This window comes from Pseudomonas congelans (assembly GCF_900103225.1).
GTDB classification, from domain to species: domain Bacteria; phylum Pseudomonadota; class Gammaproteobacteria; order Pseudomonadales; family Pseudomonadaceae; genus Aquipseudomonas; species Aquipseudomonas congelans.
In genome coordinates, this window is sequence record NZ_FNJH01000006.1 from 43,466 (window position 1) to 62,631 (window position 19,166).

A 19,166-nucleotide genomic window follows, 5' to 3' on the forward strand; every position below is an offset into this window, starting at 1 on the left:
GGCGGGTCACTTGGTGGTGTGGGAGAAAGTCACGAGCTGGCGTTGGCCGGTCTCGATATCGAACAGCAAGGGCGTGGAATGGATCGCGAGTCGAACCTGGGTGGGTATCTGATGTTGCCGTCCGGCCAGGCTGACGACGCAGCGCGTTCCAGCCAGTTGGCAATACAGCAGCGTGTGGCTGCCCAGATTCTCCGAAGACTCCACTGTGGCAGTGATGCCTTCCTGGTCGAGCATGAAGGTCTCGGGGCGCAGGCCCATCAGCCATTTGCCGGTCCGGTTGCTGGCAATGCCGAGCTTGATAGGCAAGCGTTGACCATCGGCGAGCAGCAAAATCCTGTCATCGAGGCAGTGCACCGGCAGCAGGTTCATGGGCGGCGTGCCGATGAAGCTGGCGACGAAGGTGCTGGCGGGGTGATCGTAGATCTCGGCGGGCGTGCCGATCTGTTCGACACGACCTTTGTCGAGAATCACCACATGCTCGGCGAGGGTCATGGCTTCGGTCTGATCGTGGGTGACGTACAGGATCGTCGCGCCGGTCTGCCGGTGCAGGCTGCGAATCAGCAGACGCATTTCATGACGCAGCGCGCTGTCCAGATTGCACAGCGGCTCATCGAACAGCAGCACCGGCGGTTTGCGGATCAACGCCCGACCGATGGCGACGCGCTGGCGCTGGCCGCCGGAAAGCTCTCCGGGCTTGCGTTGCAGCAGGTCCTCCAGGCCCAGTGACGCGGCGCACTCGCGGATGCGTTGCTCACGCTCCTTACGTGCAACCCGCGCCAGTTTGAGCGCGTAGCCGATATTGTCTGCCACGCTCATGTGCGGGTAGAGCGCGTAGTTCTGAAACACCATGGCGCAGCCGCGTTCCTTGGGCGGCAGGCGCGTAACGTCGCGGCCGCCCATTAGAATCTGCCCTTGGCTTGCCTCTTCCAGCCCGGCCACCATGCGCAGCAACGTGGACTTGCCACACCCGGACGGGCCGAGGATGACGTTGAGCTCGCCCGCCTTGAAAACCAGATCGAGCCCGTGAAGGATGGGCTCTGTGCCGTAGGTTTTGTGCAGGCCCTTGAGGACAATATCCGGGGCGCAGGTAATAGGGGTGAGCGCGTTCATTTACCGACTCCGATCAGGCCTTTGACAAACCATCGCTGCATGAGCGCAATGACGAGGATGGGCGGCAGCATGCTGACCACAGCAGCGGCCATCAGCAGGTTCCATTCGGGGACCTGGGTTGCGTCGGTCGGCAGGAAGCTGGCCACGCCCAGCACCAGCGTGCGCATGTCCTCGCGATTGGTAGCGACCAGTGGCCACAGGTAGTCCTTCCAGGCGCCGATGAATACCAGCGTGCCGAGCGCTGCAAAGTTGGTCTTCGACAGGGGCAGCAGGATGTCGATGAAGAACCGCCAGGGCCCGGCACCGTCCATGCGCGCGGCTTCGACCAGTTCAGCAGGCAGCGTCTGGTAGAACTGCCGGAACAGGAAGGTGCCGGTGGCCGAGGCAATCAGCGGCAGGGCGAGGCCGGGGTAGCTGTCCAGCAAGTTGATGGTCGGCAGCGGCAGCCACTGAATGTCCAGCCAGTGCAACAGGCTGCGCACGGGGCCGAGCAGATCACTGGCCACCGCATAGGTGGGGATGATCCTTACTTCCAGCGGCAGCAATAGCGCGCCCAGCACGGCGAAGAAAATCACCGAACTGTAGCGGCTGCGAAAGTACACCACGGCAAAGGCCGTCAGCGCCGAGAGTGTCAGCTTGCCGATCACCACCAGCGTGGCGACCAGCAGGCTGTTGCCCAGCAGGCGCAGCAGATCGAGACGCCGGGTGACCTGCTGCAGATTTTCCAGCAGTTGGTCGCCGGGTATCACCGCCAGACCGTGGGCGAACAGTTGCGGATTGCTGACGGTCGCCGAGCAGACCGCCATGTACAGCGGGCCCAGCGCGAACACCAACCCCAGGATCAGCAGCAGGTAAGCGCCTGCGTTGAACAGCCGGTTATGCTCGATCACGCTTTCACCCCGCGACGCTGGAAGCGCGACAGGAGCTTGAATTGAGCGACGCTCAGTGCCACTACCGCCAGCAGCATGAGCACTGACAGGGTCGATGAGCCTGCCAGATCCAGGCCCATGAAACCGTCGGTGTAAATCTTGTAGGCCAGCACATTGGTGGTATCGCCAGGTCCGCCTTGGGTGAGCGTGTCGACCAGGCCAAAACTGTTCGACAGGCTTTCCAGCAAATCGATGACAAACACGAACAGCAGATAAGGCGCGATCAGGGGCAGTTGTATGTCGAGCATGCGCCGCAACGGACCTGCTCCATCCAGTGCCGCAGCGGCGAGGTAGTCGTCGGGCACCGATTTCAGGCTGGCGACCAGCATCACGAAGTTGAACGGCACCAGACACCAGGCATACGCCACGATCAGCAACAGCATGCTCTGTATCGGGCTGGAGTAGGGCGCCCAAGTGCCGGGTGCGATTGCGTTGAGCCAGGCGAAAATGCCCATTACCGGATTGGCCAGCACATGAAAAACGATACCGATGGTGGCGCCCGATACCGCGTAGGGCCAGATCAGCAGGTTGCGAAACATGGAGTTGCCGCGCAGTTTCAGTTCCAGGCACAGCGCAAGCACCAGCGCGATGAGGATCGAAAGCACGACGCTCGATAAGCTGAACACCAGCGTCGAGCCCAGTGAAGCCAGCACGCCGGGGTCTTTCAGCACACGCCAGTAGTTGCTCAGGCCAACGAAGATTTCATTACCGCCGAAGGGCGGCACCAGATGAAACGACCACCAGATGGCCTGGACCGCAGGCCAATAAAAGAACAGCCCGAGCGCCAGCAGTTGCGGCAGGGCAAACAGCAGCGCCAGACGTGGCTGGGGGAAATGCGCACGCGGTTTCATGGCGTTGCCTCGTTTGACTCGATGCTGGCCTGAGCCTGGTGCATCTGGTGAAACAGCCCCAGCAGCTCGTTGGCCCGCAACGTCGTCTGGCGCAGGGCCAGATCGATGCTCTGGCGACCCGCGAGCGCATTCTCCATTTCCTGCGACCAGATCAGACGCATCAGCGTGATAAAACCGCAGCGCAAGGGCGCGGAGGGCTGCCCGTCGATATCGTTCAGCGCTGTCAGTCCGAGCGTGATTGCCGATGGCTCGCTGGCTGTGGATTGCAAACGTGCAGCGGCAGCCTGAGTGACGGGCAGGTAGCCCGTCCGTGCGCTGAACATCAACTGGTTGTCCGGCTGCAGCACGAACGCCAGGAATTCCGAGACCAGCCGGTAATCCCTGACAGAATGCCCGCGCATCACCCATAGCGATGAACCTCCGGGGGCGTTGGCGCGTCGCTGGCTGCCCGCGTAGATCGGCAGTGCCGTGACCTGGATATCGGATCTGAGCGTGCTGTGCACAACATTCCACGCCCCGGTGGAGTCGATCAGCATGGCGCAGTCGTCGGTGGCAAATGCCAGTGCCTGCTGTCCGCTGCGAGTGGCATCCTCATGGACCACCAGGCCTTCACGGGTCCATTGCGCGAGGTCTTTCATGAGGCGCAGATGGGGGCCTTCGTCGAATTGATATCGGTCACTGCCTGCGGAGCGAATCGCGATGTCAGTACCTTGCGCTGCACTGGTCTGCTCCAGCCAGATCCAGGGCGCAAACGCGCTGACGACCGGGCATTTCTGACCGTTTTTCTTCAGGGCCCGCAAGGCCTCCGCAAAGGCTTGCCAGGTGGCGGGCGGCTCACTGATTCCTGCAGCAGCCAGCGCATTCCGGTGCGTGTAGAGCACGGCTGTGGATGCCGCAAAAGGTTGCGCCGCGAGCGTGCCGTGATCGTCGGCGTAGTAGCGCCGCAAGGCTGGGAGAAAGGTGTCGTCGGGATAGGCCCTGTGGTGATCGGCCATGATCGCCTCTACAGGTCGGGTGGCACCGCCCAAGAGCATGTCAGGTGTGGCGACGTCGTAAATCTCCACCAGTGCCGGGCCTATGCCCGCCCGGTAAGCGGCTACGGTTTTCTGCAGCGTTTGCTCATAGCTGCCTTGGGAAACACAGTGCAGACGATCACTTTCTTCACGTTGTGAATTGAAGCTTCTGCACAGATCAGCGATGGCACTCCCGGCCGCGCCACCGTGGCTGTACCAGAACTCGGCCGGAGCAGCGAAGGCATGTGCAGCGAGCGGCAGCAGGGCCAGCGCGGAAAACATCTTACGGATGGAAGGCATGAGGACACTCACAAGAACTCAATGCCATTTAATACAGGTTGTGTGTAGTATTTGTGACCTGCGCGACTTTTATTAAATTTTCATGATTGAAGTGTGCAATGGATGGTGGGCGATACACTGCTTCGCACGCCGACTGTTTCAATCCTCCTATGATTTGAAGATTCCATGCCTCTCGACCTCGACACGCCACTTCATTCGCACCAGCCGTTGAGCCTCAATGAACGCAAGTTGCTGGACATCCTTCGTCGTCGAGGCGCGATCACCCGTGCCACGGTTTCGACCGAGATGGACCTGGCTCAGCAGTCGGTGCACCGGCTGATCGAAGAGCTGATCAGTCGTGGCCTGCTGCGCAGTGGCGAGCGCGTCAAGAACGGCCGCGGCCAGCCTAGCCCGCGCATCGAACTGGTCAACGAAGCGGTGTATGCCATCGGTGTATCGATCAACACCGACTCGGCAGTGGTCTGCGTAGCCGATCTGGGCTGCAATGTGCTGGAACAGGTCACCCTGCGCACGCCGCCGTTAAGTCGCAACAGCACGCTGGATTCGCTGGAAAAGACCATCGAACGCATGCTTCAGCGCAACGGCATCGAAGCGCAACGGGTCATCGGTATAGGCTTCGCGATTGCCGGCTTTTTTCTTGAGAACCGCCAGATCAATGCACCGGAACCGCTGCGCGACTGGTCATTGATGGACCTGCAACCGGTATTGGAAGAACGCTTCGGCATGCCGGTCTGGCTGGAAAACAACGCCACCACCGCAGCCATCGGCGAAAGCCTGGTAGGTGTGGGCGCCTGGGCCAGCAATTTCATCTACCTGTCGTTCAACTTCGGCTTCGGCGCGGGCGTCGTCATCAACGGCAAGCCGTATTTCGGCAGCCACGGCAACGCGGGCGAGATCACCCTCTACAACGACGAAGAGTCGATAAACCGCCCGGCCTTGCGCTACTTGCTGGAAGACCTGCATCAGAGTGGCGTGCAGGTCGACTCGATCGAAGACTTGCGCTTGCGCTTCGACCCCGACTGGCCCGGTGTGGATACCTGGGTGACACGCGTCAAGCCCACACTGGATCGCCTGATCAACGCACTGGCAGGCCTGTTCGATCCGCAGGCCGTGGTGTTTGGCGGGCAATTACCGCCCGAGTTGGGAAAACGCCTGATCGCCGCGACGACCTTCTGGGGTACCCATCGCTACAACTCCCCACCGCCTCGGCCGCAGTTATTGCTGAGCGAGACGCACGGGGATGCGGCAGCCTTGGGGGCGGCGCTGGTGCCGTTGAAGGAGCGGTTTTTTGTTTGATCTGTCGCCAGTATCGATTCGAAGCGGGCATTCAACGAATGATGACATCTACGCCAAAAGCATTTTGACGCCTTCAGCCATTCTGTCGCAGAACGTGCATCAGTTGTTCTACGGCAATGGCTTCAACGGCACCTTCGCTAACGTTCGGCTCAAAAACAGCACAGCAAGCCGATACATCGCCGTCGCCGATGCGATAGACAGCAATGACGCTGCCTGGTCCACAGCCCGTGTGCCCGGATAGAGAGTACCCACCGTCAATCGAACCTTGCATCAAGCCGAGGCCGTAGCCCGGCTTTATCCATGGGCGTCCTGGAATCGGGCCGCCTAGTGCTCGTGCTGTCTGCATTTCCTGAATCAAGTCTGTGGAGAGGATGTCTGCGCAGAAGAGTCGATCCAGAAATAGCGCTGCTTGCGAAATCGGGCCGATCAACAAGCCGTGGTAAACCCAGGCGGGGTCATAATTCGAGGTATTTCCCGGATGGGTCGTTTGTAAGTCTGCTCGCGTTTTAGCAAAGCGAGCGTTCGAGATGCCCAGAGGGGCAAGAGCACGTTGACTCACTGCATCGTCAAGCGTCAGATCAGTCAGTCGTTCAATTAGCCTGCCGATGAACAAGTAGCCGACGTTCGAGTAACGCCAGCCGTTTCCGGGGCTGTATCGAAGTCGAGTACCGTCAAGACGCCGCATCATTTCATCTGCTGCCCAGGCTGGCTCACCGTTAGCAACGGCGGTGTGATACTCCGTAAGCTCTCCGTAATCAGCCAGGCCGGCTTCATGCCGCAGCAGCTGGCGTAACGTGAAAGGCTGATCGGAAACGGGGTCGTCCAACCTGATCAGTCCATCCCGTACCAATGATAGGGCTGTCGCAGCAAGGACCGTTTTCGTAAAGCTCCACCAAGGTGCCATCAGTTCTAATCGGTCTGGCGTCTGGGGCCGACCATTTGACACGAGTGAAATGAGCATTGGCTTCCCTGGAATGTTGAGCGGATCGATAGCTGGACAAGATATCTCAATTATTCTTCTTCGCCGGGGTGAAAAGTCAGCCGTTTGTGCGGTGCTGAACGACTGCTTTTGGCAGAACGCAGCCTGTGGTGTGGGCAGGCAGGTGTGTGGGCTGTCCGATTAATATTTATTTATGAAATCTGTGCTTAAGGTTCAAGAGCCTCGGCCGATTATCTATTAGATTGCCGAGCTTAAGTTGGCTCCAATCACTTTTGATTAAGACGTCAGTCTACATGTGGAGTTGACAAGTGAAGTTACGCCTAAGCTGCAAGGCTATAATGGTTGCCCTGTCTTTTGGCTTGTCTAATATGGCGGCTTCTGAAGAACTTAAGGTGTACAATTTTTCGCCTGTCAATCAATACAATCTTAATCTTTCAGCCGGTTTCTGGAATCCAATCATAAAGTATGTGTCCGAAAAAAGCGGAGTGAATCTAACGCTGAAGTTAGGGCGAACCTCCTCGGATACAACGAGTTATGTGCTCGCGCAAGAAGTTGATTTCGCTTTCACCAACCATCTTTTTAGTCCGGAACGCGACAAGATGGGCTGGAAGGTGTTTGGTCGCCGTGACGCGCCCGCCCTCGAGGGGCAAATCGTGGTCCCTGCCGACTCGCCCATTCATAGCCTTTCGGAACTGGAGGGCAAGGAAGTCGTTTATCCGGGGCCCGAAGCGTTCATTGCTTATAAAGTCACGAACTCGGAACTGGTCAAGAAAGGGATCAATACGTCTACAGTGTTTGCCGGAAACATGGATGGCGCTTTCAGCCAACTCCTGAGCGGTAAGGCTCAAGCGATGGGGGCCAACTCACAGCTTGTCAGCGGCTACACGGAGAGAGAAGGGAAGCCGTTCCGCGTATTGTGGAGTTCGGCCTCGTTCAATGATTTAGCCCTCATGGCATCCCCTCGGGTTTCTAAAAAAGAACGTGATGCGGTAGCCGACGCATTTTTCAATATGCCACATGATGCCTACGGTCGCCGGATTCTTCAGGAGGCGACCGAGCTGGTCCATGCACCGACACCGATTACTTTCATTCCCGCGACGGAAGCGGATTATGCGTCCTATCGAGCTTTTTATAATAGTTTGCCAGCAAACCTTAAGTAAATAATTCCAACCTTGGCTGGAGAGGCTGTTAATGAATTTCTTTAAAAGCCTGCTACCCAAATCACTGACATCGCGAATACTGGCGATGTTATGCATTCTGATACTGACTTTTTTGACGACGGGCCTGGGTCTGTTTTATAAAAACCAGCTGCTTCAGCATATTGAAGAGATACAAGACACCGCTAATATGCTGATCGAGGTAGCCGCGCAAGCGGTCGAGGAGAGTGTCGTCATCGGGGATTACGACACCATCAAAAGAACCCTCGAAAAAACCCTGGCTCGCTCGCCGTTCAAGTCGGCCATGTTTATTGACCTGTCGGGTGGAGTGATTCGCCTTGAGGCCGCCAGTGCGCCTCTTGGACGAGCCCCTGCGTGGATAGAGTCTGAAGTCGCCGCACGATTATTCGATGTCAATCGTCCGATCACTGTCGGCGGGAAAGATTATGGTGTGATGCGTCTGTCTTTTAATGCCGAGAGAATTGCTTCCGAACTCTATAGCCTGGTGATCCAGGCTACCCTGTTTGCAGTATTTTTTTTGCTGATAAGCTTGATGTTGATGGGGTTCATGATCAAGCGCTCGCTTGCCCACCTGGGCAAGCTTCACTCTTATGAAGCAGAAATCGCTTCAGGCGCAGTGGCAGCAGAAGCGATGTTGGTCGCTGATGCTCCCATGGAAATACAGGAGGCTATAAAAGCGGTAAACCGTACTGCCGCGAGTATGCGCAATCACTTTGGCCTGCGTATCGAGTCGTTGATGAATACCTTGGTGCAGCATAAAAATGCCTTGGATGAGGTGTCAATCGTTTGCGAAGTTTCGGCCTCCGGACGTATCACTTACGTTAACGAGCGATTCGTAACAAGCTCTCAGCATTCGCGAGCCGAGCTTTTAGAGTTGACGATCGATGAAGTCTGGACCGGCATGTCTTCAGCCAATGAACCCTGGCAATGGGCGCCGGAAAATGAGGTGTGGAACGGCGAGGTCAGGCTTTCAGGTCGTACCGGTAAGGTGGCATGGCATCGACGCACTGTCATACCTATTCTCGATGACCTGGGCTGCGTTGAAAAATATATCTGTATCGATATCGATATTACAGATCGAAAAGAGTTTGAGGTGGCGATTCTGGATAACGCCAGAAGGCAAAACCTTATCGCCCTGTTTGGCCAGCAGGCATTGACAGAAGAAAACGTCAGTGCTCTGGGTGAACTGGCAGCACTGACGGCGGCGCAAGGACTAAACCTGAGCAAGGCGGCGTTATTAGTCGTTGATCAAGTGAGCCATGAGATCATCCTCAAGGCGGAGTTTGGCTTGACCCACGTTGAAGTCCGCAGTGGTTATCATGATGGGTTTTTTAAGGGTACTGCTTCTTCCGCCGGTTTTGTCATTAACTCTGATGCGCCTGATAATAGCTACACGCTGCTTCCTGATGAAACAGTGGGCGCTTACAGCATTAGAAGTGGTCTAGAGGTTGATATATCGTGCAGGGAAGTTTTCAAAGGCGTTCTTGGAGTGTATGCCAGCACTGATTACCCCTTTACACGTGAAGATGTCAGCTACCTTCAAACACTTGCCAACCTCTTGGCAGCCGCGCTTGAAAGGTATGACGCAAAGAAAAAGCTCACCTATCTGGCCGAAAATGATTCGCTCACCCATCTGCCTAATCGCTGGTTTCTCAGCAATTACCTGCGCGAGATAATCAGTCGGAAAACCTCATCGCCAGATGCGGTAAGCGTCATATTCATAGATTTGGACAGATTCAAAGCCGTGAATGACACCATGGGGCATTCAGTGGGCGATCAATTGCTTATTCAGGCAGGTCGACGCTTGAAAGACTGCATTGATGAAAATAGCGTAGTTGCGCGGCTGGGAGGCGATGAATTTTCGATCGTTGTCACACACCCTGTTTATTCCGAGAGCCTCATCAAATCGCTTGCAGCCCATGTTGTTGATGCGTTGGGAAAACCGTTCAACCTTGGCGGCCAAGATGTGTTTGTTTCGGCGAGTGTAGGTATTGCTAATTATCCGTTTGACGGGCGTGACACGGGCGTTATCTTAAAAAATGCGGATACCGCCATGTACCATGCGAAAAAAAGTGGCCGTAATAATTTCAAGTTTTACAACGCCACGATGAACGAAAGTTTAACTAAGCGCTTGCAAACTGAAACGCTATTGCGGGGGGCGCTTGAGCGCAATGAGTTTATTCTGCATTTTCAGCCAAAGGTCAGCCTTGTCGACGGCAGGATAAGTGGTTTGGAGGCGTTATTGCGGTGGAATCATCCAGAGCAAGGTATGGTTTCTCCGGCTGATTTTATCCCTATTCTTGAGGACACTGGCCTGATCATTCCTGTCGGCGTGTGGGTTATCCGAACAGTCTGTGAAACCCTGAAAAGCTGGGAAGAGAATAATATAAGGCTAGTACCGATCGCCATCAATTTGTCCGTCAGGCAGCTTCAGGTAAAAGGCTTGGCCGAGACCGTCAAGCATATCGTTGAAGCATACGGTATCAACCCTGCTCTTTTAGAGTTCGAACTGACCGAGTCGATGCTGATGATCGATCCCGAGTCGGCAGTAGAAATACTTCGAGATATAAAGTCGTATGGCATCAGTCTTTCGGTCGATGATTTCGGAACGGGCTATTCCAGTTTGGCCTACTTGAAGCGATTTCCCCTGGATGCCCTCAAAATCGACAGGGCGTTCATAAAGGACATCACAAGCAATCATGAGGACGCCGCTATCACCAGGGCGGTAATCGTATTGGCGCACGAATTAGGCCTTAAAGTCATTGCAGAAGGCGTCGAAACAGTTGACCAGTTAGAGCTGCTTGTGACGTATGGCTGCGATCAAATGCAGGGTTATCTGTTTAGTAAGCCTGTCATCAGTGATGAGTGTGCGGCTATGGTTAAAGCGTCACGTAGCCTGAATGTAAGGTTTTCTGAAAGTGGTGTTGCGTAACGTAGTATTGATCGCGTCTGCGAGAGCAGTCATGGCAGGCCGCTGTACGTGGCGGCTGCCTTTGGCTCAGCGTGGGTAAAAACGATCGATTCCAAAAGGATGAAAATGACGTTGACTGTCAAGCGGTTGATCAAGATAGCAATGGCCAATCCATTAAACGCTGAAATCATCTCACGCTTACCTTCACTCGGCTTGGATCAATGCATGCTCACTGCTGGCTGCCTGTTCCAAGCAGTCTGGAATCATCAGTCTCACCTGCCATCAGCCTGGGGCGTGAAGGATTACGACGTTTTTTACTTCGACAATGATCTGTCTTGGGAGGCAGAGAATGAGGTCATCGATTCTGTTCTGCGTCTCTTCCAGGACGTCGACGTTAACATTGAGATCAAAAATCAGGCTCGCGTTCATCTGTGGTACAGCCAGCGGTTTGGCGGGGATTATCCCCAGCTTCAGTCGGCTAAAGACGGGATTGATCGCTACCTGATTGCCGGTACCTGCATTGGTTTGGATGTTGAAACTGGCGAAATCTATGCTCCCAATGGCTTGGCCGACACCGAGCAAGGGCTACTTCGTATCAATCCAAAGAATCCCAAGCCGGATCTGTTCGATCAGAAGGCGAAAAGTTATCAGGCTCGCTGGCCCTGGCTCAAGATCGTAGATCCCCAAAGCTGAGTCGGAACGCGAGTCAACGCGTTCTCGGGGACGCCAATAGCGAAAAAAAACGCCAAAAGGCGACACATACCGCCAAGGCGAGCAGGAAACCCACAACCCATACCATGAAGTGCCGAAAGCGGCGGTAGATATGAGCATTTGGGCGTTTGTCCAAATGACCCGCTATGCAAGATAGGCAGATAAGTACAAGGCCAATGTAAATACCTGCCCATGGAATAGAGTCGTACCCACTTACATGAAAGGTACCTCGCTTACTCACCACGATCAGATCGTTAGCCGCCAAACCGTGGCTCACCAAGGCAGTGGCAATCAACGCAATTACGGCCGCGGTGATGAGAGTTGGTAGAGTTTGACGATCGTCAGGTTGAGGCAATGGCAGTGTTTTTTTGGTCAATGACGCGATCACGCGCTTGGGTAAGGAACGCCACCTACTAAGGCTCCACGGCGGCGGCACTGAGGCTACGGGTTGCCATTGTGCCGATTGGCGTACCAACATCCACATGTAGCAGGACGCCAGGATGGGCCCTGCCAAGACAAATGTTATGAAGGGCGAAAAGGTAGAAGAAGCAAGCACTGCCAAAAAAAACAGTGTGATGTGAAAAAATCCCGAACCCGTAAGTATCTTTAGCCAGAAGCTGCGGTTGTGCGCGTCTATTTTATGGTGCCGAACTTTCATGAATGACGCCCAGGTTGTCCCTTGGGCCAGAAAAAGAACCGCCGAAGACGCTGCGATACCGCTACGGATACCTAGTTCTCTCCAGAACAAAGTCCATGTCATCAGACTGGCAGGCAGAAGCGTTATCAGCATGATCAGCCACAGGCTGACGGGGTGATAAAAGAAACGTTGGTATGCCATTCCACTCATCCATGTTCATAACACATCATCCATCGGGTGAGCGTAGCAGTCTCACCACCTGAGTGCCTCCCACCCACCTTTACGCGGCCCCGAGCGGCCTCGACTTTTGCACAGGGGCAAATTTCCGGCTAGCTCAACGGTTTGACAGCAACTGCTGTCGACTCAAAGCGGCCTGTGGCGAAAGAAACCGGCCAACAGCGACCGTGCAGTCCAAGTCTTCTTTTCAGCCAGCAGTAGAGGGTCAAACGTTCTGATAGATTGTTGGAAATACCTGTTCGAGAACCGCGATCAATGAGAGTTATTCGTAGCAAAGACTTCACTGCTACTCAAGCTTGGGGGGCTGACGATATCGCTAATATGGGGGGAACCACTGTCCGCCTCCACTGGACCGACAAGCCATATAAGTGGCATATCAACGATGGAGAGGAAGTTTTCGCAGTCCTCGACGGAGCGGTGGATATGCATTATCGCGAGTCAGGCATCGAGCGCGTCGTGAGATTGGTGGTAGGCGACGTGTTTTTCGCCGGGGTCGGATGTGAACATGTTGCGCATCCTTGTGGAGAAGCACGGATTCTGGTTATCGAACGTGAGGGCAGCGTTTGAGTTGACCAGGCTATCGCTCGTCATTACCTATCCATTCTTGTCGCGTCAGGCATGCCGAAAGCAATCGCCTGTTCGACCACCTATTATTTTTTGCTTGTGCCAAGAAGTAGTTCACTCGAAATTACCTAACGGGGCCGTCTGGCTTCAGGATAGCGTCAACAGCCATCTAGGGGCCGCAGGTCGTTAGTTCAAGAACTGCTGTACCCCTGTTGCATCGGTCAGTTGTAGCAGCGTGAAAAAAATAAGCCGTAGGGTATGAGGCATCTTGAGACGATCAAGAGCATGAAATCCTTTGCGGACGTGGCCAATGATTTCCCAATTCATTCGCCTGGAGGTCTGCGTCATCCTGAAGATTATTGACGAATTCTTAGTTGATGGCACAATAATGGCCTGTATCGCTGTCGTATGAGGCAGTGGCAAGACCGCAATTCTTGAAGGGATTCGGACAGACATTCTGTTACTGACTAAGGAAATCGTGAATGAAACGCTTGAAGACACTGGGCCTTGCGGCAATGCTGGTATTGAGCGGTTGCGCCAGTTTTACCAAGGATGAAGTAGCGCCAGTCACCATGCCCTCCATGGCCAGCTACACGAATAAACCCAACGTGTTTGTTGCCTTCGATTTCTACCAGGGCACACCCGGTACCACCGGCGCAGTAGAAGTACCGCAAGCTCGGGATGCACTCAGGCCGCAACTGCAAAAAGCGCTGACTGACTCTGGTTTGTTTGGCCGAGTGACCCTTGATGAGTTCAAGAAACAGCCAGGCGACTACAGCCTGCACCTCAAGGTGTATAACCATCCACCAAGCGGTGGCCAATTGGTAATGGCGTTTATCAGTGGCCTGACCCTGACGATTATTCCGTCGATGGCCACCGATCAGTACAGCATGAGCCTGGATGCGCAGGATTCCCAGGGCAAGGTGCTGAGAACAGTCGGTAACCATGATGCAATCAATACCTGGATAGGTATCTGGTTTGTGCCGATGATGGCCAATACACCGCAGAAGGCTGTTACCGATACATTTACGCGCCAGGTCAATTCACTGCTCAAGCAGTTGGTGGATAGCCAGAGTCTGAAGTACTCAATGCTCAAGGTTACTGTTCCGCAGGCGTGATGAACTCACGCCCGAAAAAAAGAGCCCATGTGGGCTCTTTTTTTATTTGTGATTCAGCGCCTGGATAAACAGCGGGTCGCTGTATAAAGCCTTGAGCAAATCACGCACCAACGGGTTGTAGGCGTTTGCCGCATTGGGGATAGCGACCGCACCCAAAAAGCTGCTGCTCCATTGGCTGCTGACCTGCTTGGTGGCGTCATATTCAACTTTCTCGCCGTCGATGAGGGTGAAGTGCGCGGCGATTGTGCCGGTGCCGGTACCCATTCCAGCGGTCAGTTCATTCTGCGTAACCAGCACATTTAGCTGACGCGGCGATTGCGGGTCGATAAGACCTGCGCGGTCCAGTTCACCCGTCAGGGCATCCTGGATATGTTGTGTGATGCTGCCGCTAGGGGATGTCACAGGATTACCCCGCACTTGCAGCGAATCCTGACCTGCCGCAGCGCTGACCTGAGTCTGACGGATCGGTAGAAGGGGAGGCGTTTGCTTGAGCTTCTGGACGTTATCGAAGCTGGGCTCGTAACGCGTCATGGTCACGCCGCAGCCTTGCATCAACAATGCAAGCACCGTAACCAACAGTAGATTTCCTTTCACTGCATTTCCTTGCCTGAGTTGTTTGAGGGCGTGATTATCAGGAACCTCAGATTCAAGGGCAATGCTTGATAGCCTGTGCTTTATGCCGCGCAGGTCATGGTAAGGCGTACCGATAGCCCTCCCGCAGAGCGCTCCCTTAACGTGATCTCAATTTGATAGAGTGTCGAGCGTTCAATGAAGAAGAATCAGCCGGCGTAAGGCTGTCCCCCGGGTAAGTTCAAGGAAGTGTTAAATGAAACTGATTTTTGCGATGTTGTTGATGTTCAGCGGTTACACGTTTGCGAATTGCGCCAGCATTAATGATTATGACCAGCGTGCCTATTGCAATGCCACGCAGGAGGGCAGCAGTTGCAACAGCATCAATGATCATGACCTGCGCGCACGGTGTAGCGCAGAAAAGGAAGGTAGTTCTTGCACCAGCATCAATGATTTTGACCAGCGTGCCTACTGCAATGCCAAGCAGGGCGGCAGCGGTTGCAACAGCATCAATGATCGTGACTTGCGCGCGCGGTGCATGGCAGAAAAGGAAGGTAGTTCTTGCGTCAGCATCAATGATCGTGACCAGCGTGCCTATTGCGCTGCCAAGAAGGAAGGCGGCAGTTGCGTCAGCATCAATGATCATGACTTGCGCGCAAAGTGTGAGTCGGAGAAGCGCTGACTCTGGCTGTGCTGGCTGATCCCTACTGTCTGTCAGAGGTCTATCACTGCTGATCGCGACCTCTGGCGGTGCAGACTCGAGAAGTCAGTAAGGGCGTCATGAAGACGCGTACCCTCCGCACGAGATGCAGCACATTGCGACGGTGCATGTTGTCCCGCCGCCACACAGGCCTTACATCCTCAGCGCTATGGCCTCTGCCACAAGGCACTCCAGCGCAAACTGCTCGGTATAGGTCATCTGAATCGGCGTGGTCTCGCCTTTGACGGTCCGTTCTCCATCGAGGATGTAGCGAATGCGTTTGTCAGTCACGCCGATGCGCTTGGCGATCCACGAAGGGGTCTGGCCGATGCGCGAGATCAGTTTGTCGGCATATTCGGTGGAGGGGTTATAGAGTTCTGCGTTGGGTGTCATGGGGTGTCCAGATGGAAGTCAGGCGCTATAGATGCGGAGCAGTATGCAGCACAGTGCGCTGTTCGTCGCCGTGGGGCTGGCCACCGACACGTATTATGCAGCGACTGGCAGATTGCCTTCGCGAGCAAGCTCGCTCCCACAGAAGCCTGTCTCCAGGAGCACACCGCGCAGCGTCATTCAATGCAAGTGGTGGATGGGGCGGTCCTTCGCCCCTTCAGTCAGCAACGATCAGAGTTTGACCCCCAGTGTTACGAACGCGCTGCGCGGTGTGCCTACCTGAAGGATCTGCAGGTTGCCCGCCGGGTCGGTGGCTGCGCTGGCGTCGGTGTTGAGGGTGGAGATATAGCGTTTGTCGAACAGGTTGACCATGTTCAGCGACAAGGTGGTGTCCTTGAGGGCGCCGAGTTTGCCGAAGTCATAGCCGAGGTTGGCGTTCGCCAGCCAGTAGCCGCTGACACTGGAGTCGTTGGTGTAGGTGTAATAGCGCTTGCTGATGTAACTGCCTTGCAAGCCGGCGTTCCAGTGTTCCCAATTCCAGTCCAGGTTGCTCGAATACATCAGTTTCGGTGTATCGACGACGGTCTTGCCTTTCACATGAACGGTGTTGCCGCCGCTGGCGTAGTCATCGTCGTAAGTGCTGTGGTTGTAGGACATGGAGTTGGACCAGCGCCAGTTCTCATTGGGGGTCAGGCCGAACGACAGTTCCAGGCCTCGACTGGTGACCGAACCGACGTTGGCGACGCCGTTCTGGCAGATGACGATGCCGGTGCAGTTGGTGATGGCGACCAGGCGGTTATCGAATTTGGTGTTGTAGATCGCCGCCGAGGCCGAATACAGCTTGGTGCTGCGGCGCACGCCCAATTCGACGGTTTTTGAGGTTTCCGGCTTCAGGTCCTTGAAGCCGTTCTGCGCATCGACGGCGCTCTGCGTCGTGAAGAACGGGCTGTAACCGCCACTCGGGAACGCGGCCATGTTTTCCGAGTAAGAAGTGAAGACTTCGTCGTCCTCGTCGAGTTTGTAGGTGGCGCCTGCTTGCGGCAGAAACCTGTCTCGCGCCTCCAGCGAACCACTGGCATAACCGCCGCCTTTGCCCTCGGCTGTCGAGGTGGTCACCGTATTTTTCGCACCGAACTCAAGTTTTAGGCGGTCATCAAGCAGGGTGTAGGTGTCGCGCAGGTAGAACTGCCGGGTCAGGTCGTTGTAACTCTGATCCAGGACCGTGGCCGCCAGCGGTAGGCCATCGGTTTTGACGATGTGGTTCTGCGGCGTCGCATTGGTGGTATCGAACAGGTAGCGCGAGATGTCGTTCTTGTTGGATTGAATCCAGAACCCGCCCTGAATTTCATGCTGGCCGAGATAGTAGGTCAGTGAGCTCTGGAAACCGGTTCGATCAATGCCATATTTTGTACTGCGAATCGAATTGCTCGGCACTGTCGTCGAGCCGCTGGTGTAGATGAACGGGTAATACGAGTTGCCCCGGCCCGAGTCATGGTGGTGGTAGACGGTCGCATCCAGTACCAGATCATCGGTCAGCGAGAAGTTGCCGTTGAGGATGTCCAGTTCGTCGTCGCGCAGGCTGCTGGCGTTATAGGTCGCATCGTTTGCGCTGGTTACCCCGCCGGTATAAATGCCGTTGGCCGCGTTGACCGCGCGGGTCCAGTCCGGCGTGTAGTAGCTCCAGTTGTAGCCCAGACGCTGGATGATGCTCTTCGACATGTTCGGCAGGTTGGCTTCGTCATGGGACGAGGTGCTGTGGAAGAAACTCACCCGGTTGTCGCCGAAGTCGTAGTTGACCTTGGCGTTAACCGCGTCGGACTTTTGCGGGTTGTTGTGGCCTTTCCAGGCGTCGGCGTCGTACTTTTCCCCCGACACATACGCGGACAGGCCGTTGTACTCACCGGTGTCGACCCGCATGAAAGTCCGGGAGGTGTCGTAGCTGCCCAGGGTTTGCGACAGACGCGCGCCGAACTCTTTATCGGGGTTGGAACTGGTGAACTGGATGGTGCCGCCCAGATCACTGTTCGATGCCGTGCCCAGCGAGCCGATGCCGGGAGCCACTTCGCTGGCGGCGATGTTTTCCGCGATGATCGCGCGGGTGATGCTCAGGCCGTTGAAGTTGCCGAAGCTCATGTTGCCGAGGGTAACGCCGTCCAGCGTGTAGCCCAGGTGGTGCATATCGAAGCCGCGCAGGCTGATGCGCTGGCTGCCTTCTTCACGACCCAGCGGGTCACCGGACTGGAAGTTGACCCCCGGCAGGCGTTGCAGAACCTTCATCGGGCTGGTGCCCGCCGAGTAAGCCTTCACATCCTTTTGCGTCACGCGCTGCACCTGGCGAGTCTCTCCCTGACCAATCACCGACACTGTGCCCAGCGTCATGGCGGCAGTGTTGTCGCTGGCGGGCGACGTTACCGAGGTGGGCACCTCGTCTTCGGCCTGAATGAACGGGCTGATCAGGCACAGCGAGTTCAATGAAATCAGCAGCGCGAGGCGTGTTACCGGAAATCGAGGGGCACGCGGTATCGATCGATTGTTCATGGAAAGGTTTTCCTGGGGGCGTCAGGGCGCCGCGCTTGCGGCGGGTCATAGGGTTAACGACAGGTTTTGCTTCACGGGCTTTCGGTAATCACCGACAGGCGACTGATGCCGGCTTTCTGCACATCGGCCAGCACCTGAGCCACGCGGCCGTAACCCGTCGCCTGATCGGCGCGCAGGCTGACGGCGACGTCCGGGTCCTTGTTGTGCAGGGCTTGCAGTGCCTCCGGGAGTTGCTCCAGCGCCACAGCTTCGCTGTCGATGAACACGCCGCCGCTGGCGTCGACACTCACCACCACCGGGTCGGCCTGATCCAGTGAGGTGGTTGCGACGGTCTGCGGCAGGTCGAGCGGTATGGCGTTATTGAGCAGCGGCGCGGTGACGATGAAGGTCACCAGCAGCACCAGCATCACATCCACCAACGGCGTGATGTTGATGTCGCTGATTGCATCGTCATCATTGGACGTGGAGAAGGACATGTCAGCTCACTCCTTTCAGGCTCGGGGCCGTCTTGTCGCGATGGTCGGGTTGCAGCCGGAAGGCGTTGCGTTGCGAGAGGTTGAGGAAGTCCACGGCGAACTCTTCAAGGTCCGCGATCACCAGCTTCAGACGTCGCCCGAAGAAGTTGTAGGCCAGCACCGCAGGCACCGCGACGGCGATGCCGACGCCGGTTGCCACCAGCGCTTCGCCAATGGGCCCGGCGACCACCGCAATGCTCGCCGACTTGGCTTGGCTGATCGCGGTGAGTGCATGAATGATCCCGAACACCGTACCGAACAGGCCGATGAAGGGTGCGGTACTGCCGATCGATGCCAGCAGGATCATGCCGCTTTCCAGGCGACGACGTTCCTTGTGGATCTGTTGGCGCAGGCTGCGCTCGAGCAAGTCCTGGCGGTTCCAGCTATGGCCCAGGTCCGGCGAGTCGTGGGGCGCGGCGAGGGCCTGCGCGCCGGCATCGGTCAGGCGTGCCAGGCTGCCCTCACTGTTGGGCAGGTGCAGCGCATTTTTCAGATCGCGTGCGGCCCAGAATTGCGTGGCGTAGCGTCGGTTCTGCCGGGTCAGTCGCCAGTGCTGGAAGGTCTTGCCAAGCAGCAGCGCCCAGGTCACCAGCGAGAAAATCACCAGCAGGGTCATTGAGGATTGGGTAATGAGTACGGAGTAAGCAGTGTTCATGAC

Annotated in this window: 18 protein-coding genes; 7 read left to right on the plus strand and 11 right to left on the minus strand. The window is 56.1% G+C overall.

The genetic code is table 11. From position 1 onward, the window contains the following. Positions 1-6: 6 nt before the first annotated feature. The 4 genes from BLR20_RS19290 to BLR20_RS19305 are packed head-to-tail and all read right to left on the minus strand — an operon-like array spanning position 7 to position 4,203. The gene (locus tag BLR20_RS19290; RefSeq protein ID WP_074594964.1) at positions 7-1,110 is read right to left on the minus strand and encodes an ABC transporter ATP-binding protein; all 1,104 of its coding nucleotides are present in this window, start codon (positions 1,108-1,110) and stop codon (positions 7-9) included. Next, entirely contained in the window at positions 1,107-2,000 is an 894-nt protein-coding gene (locus BLR20_RS19295; protein WP_074594967.1) for an ABC transporter permease subunit, read from the minus strand. Before BLR20_RS19295 ends, BLR20_RS19290 begins: the two co-directional genes overlap by 4 nt. Further along, a complete protein-coding gene (locus BLR20_RS19300) occupies positions 1,997-2,890 on the minus strand; it encodes a carbohydrate ABC transporter permease (protein WP_010438236.1) in 894 nt (297 codons plus the stop codon). Before BLR20_RS19300 ends, BLR20_RS19295 begins: the two co-directional genes overlap by 4 nt. Next, the gene (locus BLR20_RS19305) at positions 2,887-4,203 is read right to left on the minus strand and encodes an extracellular solute-binding protein (RefSeq protein ID WP_032615689.1); all 1,317 of its coding nucleotides are present in this window, start codon (positions 4,201-4,203) and stop codon (positions 2,887-2,889) included. Before BLR20_RS19305 ends, BLR20_RS19300 begins: the two co-directional genes overlap by 4 nt. Before the next feature lie 165 nt (positions 4,204-4,368). Here BLR20_RS19305 and BLR20_RS19310 point away from each other — a divergent pair, with 165 nt between their 5' ends. Continuing rightward, a complete protein-coding gene (locus tag BLR20_RS19310; protein ID WP_010438243.1) occupies positions 4,369-5,499 on the plus strand; it encodes an ROK family transcriptional regulator in 1,131 nt (376 codons plus the stop codon). A gap of 73 nt (positions 5,500-5,572) precedes the next feature. Here the strand turns inward: BLR20_RS19310 and BLR20_RS19315 are convergent, their stop codons facing one another. Continuing rightward, on the minus strand, positions 5,573-6,460 hold the full coding sequence (locus BLR20_RS19315) for a serine hydrolase domain-containing protein (protein ID WP_074594970.1): 888 nt from the start codon (positions 6,458-6,460) through the stop codon (positions 5,573-5,575). A gap of 317 nt (positions 6,461-6,777) precedes the next feature. On the opposite strand from BLR20_RS19315, the gene BLR20_RS19320 reads away from it, so the two are divergent. The 3 genes from BLR20_RS19320 to BLR20_RS19330 all read left to right on the plus strand — a co-directional run bounded on the left by BLR20_RS19320 (position 6,778) and on the right by BLR20_RS19330 (position 11,221). Then, complete coding sequence (locus BLR20_RS19320) at positions 6,778-7,599, plus strand: phosphate/phosphite/phosphonate ABC transporter substrate-binding protein (RefSeq protein ID WP_167375483.1); 822 nt, start codon at positions 6,778-6,780, stop codon at positions 7,597-7,599. 31 nt (positions 7,600-7,630) lie between these two features. Further along, complete coding sequence (locus tag BLR20_RS19325) at positions 7,631-10,549, plus strand: putative bifunctional diguanylate cyclase/phosphodiesterase (RefSeq protein WP_074594974.1); 2,919 nt, start codon at positions 7,631-7,633, stop codon at positions 10,547-10,549. A gap of 105 nt (positions 10,550-10,654) precedes the next feature. Continuing rightward, the gene (locus tag BLR20_RS19330; RefSeq protein ID WP_074594977.1) at positions 10,655-11,221 is read left to right on the plus strand and encodes a nucleotidyltransferase family protein; all 567 of its coding nucleotides are present in this window, start codon (positions 10,655-10,657) and stop codon (positions 11,219-11,221) included. A gap of 13 nt (positions 11,222-11,234) precedes the next feature. Here the strand turns inward: BLR20_RS19330 and BLR20_RS19335 are convergent, their stop codons facing one another. Then, the gene (locus tag BLR20_RS19335) at positions 11,235-12,077 is read right to left on the minus strand and encodes a hypothetical protein (RefSeq protein ID WP_074594979.1); all 843 of its coding nucleotides are present in this window, start codon (positions 12,075-12,077) and stop codon (positions 11,235-11,237) included. A gap of 291 nt (positions 12,078-12,368) precedes the next feature. On the opposite strand from BLR20_RS19335, the gene BLR20_RS19340 reads away from it, so the two are divergent. Both BLR20_RS19340 and BLR20_RS19345 read left to right on the plus strand, forming a co-directional pair. After that, a complete protein-coding gene (locus BLR20_RS19340) occupies positions 12,369-12,680 on the plus strand; it encodes a cupin domain-containing protein (protein ID WP_074594982.1) in 312 nt (103 codons plus the stop codon). Positions 12,681-13,159: 479 nt separating this feature from the next. Next, the gene (locus BLR20_RS19345) at positions 13,160-13,795 is read left to right on the plus strand and encodes a hypothetical protein (RefSeq protein ID WP_010438272.1); all 636 of its coding nucleotides are present in this window, start codon (positions 13,160-13,162) and stop codon (positions 13,793-13,795) included. A gap of 42 nt (positions 13,796-13,837) precedes the next feature. On the opposite strand, the gene BLR20_RS19350 is transcribed toward BLR20_RS19345, so the two are convergent. Next, positions 13,838-14,389 carry a hypothetical protein gene (locus tag BLR20_RS19350; RefSeq protein ID WP_025991131.1) on the minus strand — a complete coding sequence of 184 codons (552 nt, stop codon included), beginning with the start codon at positions 14,387-14,389 and terminating at the stop codon, positions 13,838-13,840. 232 nt (positions 14,390-14,621) lie between these two features. On the opposite strand from BLR20_RS19350, the gene BLR20_RS28145 reads away from it, so the two are divergent. After that, positions 14,622-15,047: a hypothetical protein gene (locus BLR20_RS28145; RefSeq protein ID WP_010438277.1), complete on the plus strand. Its 426-nt coding sequence runs from the start codon at positions 14,622-14,624 to the stop codon at positions 15,045-15,047. A gap of 171 nt (positions 15,048-15,218) precedes the next feature. On the opposite strand, the gene BLR20_RS19360 is transcribed toward BLR20_RS28145, so the two are convergent. From BLR20_RS19360 to BLR20_RS19375, 4 genes are all read right to left on the minus strand, one after another. Beyond that, on the minus strand, positions 15,219-15,458 hold the full coding sequence (locus tag BLR20_RS19360; protein WP_003317071.1) for a hypothetical protein: 240 nt from the start codon (positions 15,456-15,458) through the stop codon (positions 15,219-15,221). A 228-nt stretch (positions 15,459-15,686) separates the two neighbouring features. Continuing rightward, positions 15,687-17,993, minus strand: coding sequence for a TonB-dependent receptor (locus tag BLR20_RS19365; protein ID WP_032615672.1), 2,307 nt, complete (start codon positions 17,991-17,993; stop codon positions 15,687-15,689). Between the two features lie 71 nt (positions 17,994-18,064). Further along, positions 18,065-18,469: an ExbD/TolR family protein gene (locus tag BLR20_RS19370; protein ID WP_032615670.1), complete on the minus strand. Its 405-nt coding sequence runs from the start codon at positions 18,467-18,469 to the stop codon at positions 18,065-18,067. 1 nt (position 18,470) lies between these two features. Further along, positions 18,471-19,163, minus strand: coding sequence for a MotA/TolQ/ExbB proton channel family protein (locus tag BLR20_RS19375; protein ID WP_010438285.1), 693 nt, complete (start codon positions 19,161-19,163; stop codon positions 18,471-18,473). Between the last annotated feature and the right edge of the window lie 3 nt (positions 19,164-19,166).